3 protein-coding genes and 1 pseudogene are annotated in these 2,488 nt (G+C 63.4%); 3 read left to right on the top strand and 1 reads right to left on the bottom strand.

Annotated features, from left to right (window positions below; genetic code table 11):
- Window positions 1-117, bottom strand: a 117-nt coding sequence (locus AC1DX0_RS34540; protein WP_477358854.1) for a putative signal transducing protein, incomplete at its 3' end; no start/stop codon positions are given.
- A gap of 204 nt (window positions 118-321) precedes the next feature.
- On the opposite strand from AC1DX0_RS34540, the gene AC1DX0_RS34535 reads away from it, so the two are divergent.
- The 3 genes and pseudogenes from AC1DX0_RS34535 to AC1DX0_RS34525 form a co-directional block, all read left to right on the top strand.
- Entirely contained in the window at window positions 322-1,338 is a 1,017-nt protein-coding gene (locus AC1DX0_RS34535; protein ID WP_172231524.1) for a polyprenyl synthetase family protein, read from the top strand.
- 105 nt (window positions 1,339-1,443) lie between these two features.
- A complete protein-coding gene (locus tag AC1DX0_RS34530; RefSeq protein WP_477219693.1) occupies window positions 1,444-2,112 on the top strand; it encodes a GntR family transcriptional regulator in 669 nt (222 codons plus the stop codon).
- Window positions 2,113-2,288: 176 nt separating this feature from the next.
- Window positions 2,289-2,488: pseudogene (locus tag AC1DX0_RS34525) on the top strand (biotin transporter BioY); the annotation flags it as partial.

Here is a 2,488-nt window from a genome sequence, read left to right as displayed (position 1 = left end):
CCCTTCGAGAATGCTCATRTTCTGRTCGGCGACRAARCAGSCGATGCCGGCRTCGCGCATSAGCGATTCGACAAAGGAGATGATCACGGCRTCGTTGGTGCGGACAAGYTCTATCATCGKRTGAAACTCGCAGTTTGCGCTATTGATGTAAACGGGCGGCGCTTCCGGGGGCAGAGCCGCGCTCCCTCCGGCTCGGTTAACAGGCCTGTCACCAACGCCGCGCCAATTCGCCACTTGCCGTGGCCGTGTCCGCCGCCCTAGAGTCCGTATCGGGACTAAGGGTGCCGTCGCACGCGTTGTACCAAGACGGGAGTGATTGTCGTGGGTGTCGTTCTCAACATCGAAAACGGGAAGCGGGAACCCGCCTCCATCAAGGATCTCATCGATCTGACGGCCGCCGATATGGGCCGCGTCAACGAATTGATCCTGTCCAAGGCCGGCTCCGACGTCGAGATGATCCCGGAGGTCGCCAACCATCTGATCTCGTCCGGCGGCAAGCGGCTCAGACCGATGCTGACGCTCGCCGCCGCGCAGATGTTCGGCTATTCCGGCGAGGGCCATGTCAAGCTCGCCACCTCGGTCGAGTTCATGCACACGGCGACGCTCCTTCACGACGACGTCGTCGACGAGAGCGGCATGCGGCGGGGCAAGAAGACCGCCCGCATGATCTGGGGCAACCAGGCGAGCGTGCTGGTCGGCGACTTCCTGCTCGGCCAGGCCTTCCGCATGATGGTCGATGTCGGCTCGCTCGAAGCGCTCGACATCCTGTCGAGCGCCGCGTCGATCATCGCCGAGGGCGAGGTCATGCAGCTTGCCGCCGCCAAGAACCTCGAAACCACCGAGGACGAGCACTTCGCCGTCATCAAGGCCAAGACCGCCGCGCTGTTTTCTGCTGCCGCTGAAGTCGGCCCGGTCATCGCCCAGGCGACCCGCAACGACCGCGCGGCGTTGCGCTCCTACGGCATGAATCTCGGCCTTGCCTTCCAGCTCATCGACGATGCGCTTGACTATGGCGGCACCAGCAAGGATCTCGGCAAGAATGTCGGCGACGATTTCCGCGAGGGCAAGGTGACCYTGCCGGTSATCCTCGCCTACCGSCGCGGCACCAAGGCCGAGCGCACCTTCTGGAAACGCGCCATCGAGGACAATGTCGTCGATGACGCGGGCCTGGAAAAGGCGATCGGCCTGATGACCCGCCACGGCGCCATCGCCGACACGATCGGCCGCGCCCGCCATTTCGGCGAGATCGCCCGCGACGCACTGGCGCCGCTGGAAGAAACGCCGCAGAAATCGGCGCTGATCGACGTCATCGATTTCTGCATCAGCCGGGTGAACTGAGGCCGGCTTTCTCCGGAGTTTCCCCTGGCTTTGTGCTGGGGAGAACGTCGGCGAACATGGCTCACCGTCTCGACAAGCAGCCCCGCGGCAAATTATCTATAAAACATGGCAAAGGGCACGGACGACACCATCGCGGTGCGCATCAGCAAGGTGCTGGCGGACCGCATCATCTCTGGCGCGATCGAGCCTGGCGCCCGGCTGCGCCAGGATCATGTCGCCGAGGAGTTCCACACCAGCCATGTTCCGGTGCGCGAGGCGTTCCGTCGCCTTGAGGCGCAAGGGCTGGCCGTCAGCGAGCCGCGCCGCGGCGTGCGCGTCGCCGCCTTCGATCTCGGCGAGGTCAAGGAAGTCGCCGAGATGCGGGCAGCACTCGAAGTGCTGGCGCTGCGCCATGCCGCTCCGCATCTGACATCAGCCATTCTCGATCTCGCCGAAGAAGCGACCAAAGCCGGCGACAAATCCCGCGACGTCCGGTCATGGGAGGAAGCCAACCGCGCCTTTCATCGGTTGATCCTGGCGCCATGCGCCATGCCGCGCCTGCTCGCCACCATCGACGATCTGCATGCCGCCAGCGCCCGCTTCCTGTTCGCGGCATGGCGTTCGGAGTGGGAGACGCGCACCGATCAGGATCATCGGGCGATCCTGACCGCCTTGCGGCAAGGAAACACCGAATCGGCGGCCGCGACGCTGGGGCGGCATGTCCAGTGGATTGGCCGCAAGCCGGTCAAGACGGCCTCCGGCGCGACGCGCGAAGCCTTCGCGATCGTGGGCTGATACATGTCGCCCAAACGTGGGCACGACGTCCATAAAATGATGATCTGAAGCGTGTCGCGACGCAGGTCGGGCGGTCTTTGTCGTGGGAAGGGTTGCTATGTCAGCGAAAATGTGGATTCGATAATAGATCGAAGGCAGAAATTATCTATAATTTGAAATCGACCGAAGGAATCCTCATGACAGACATCGCATTCACGTCCAGCAAGCCGTCCTTCAGCCCGCTCCGGCTCCAGGATCGCTCGCTCGCCTGGCAGGCCGGCGCCGTCGTGCTCGGTACGCTGTTCCTGGCGCTGTCATCTTACATCGAAGTGCCGATGGTGCCGGTTCCCATCACCATGCAGACCTTCGCCGTAACGCTGATTGGTGCGCTCTATGG

This window comes from Mesorhizobium sp. P3_A9 (assembly GCF_056402975.1).
The sequence above is the reverse complement of the archived record's forward strand: the minus strand, read 5'-3'. Positions and strand labels throughout refer to the sequence as shown.

Coding starts and splice junctions, on each gene's coding strand:
- AC1DX0_RS34530 (WP_477219693.1), top strand. CDS start 1,444: ATGGCAAAGGGCACGGACGACACCATCGCGGTGCGCATCAGCAAGGTG.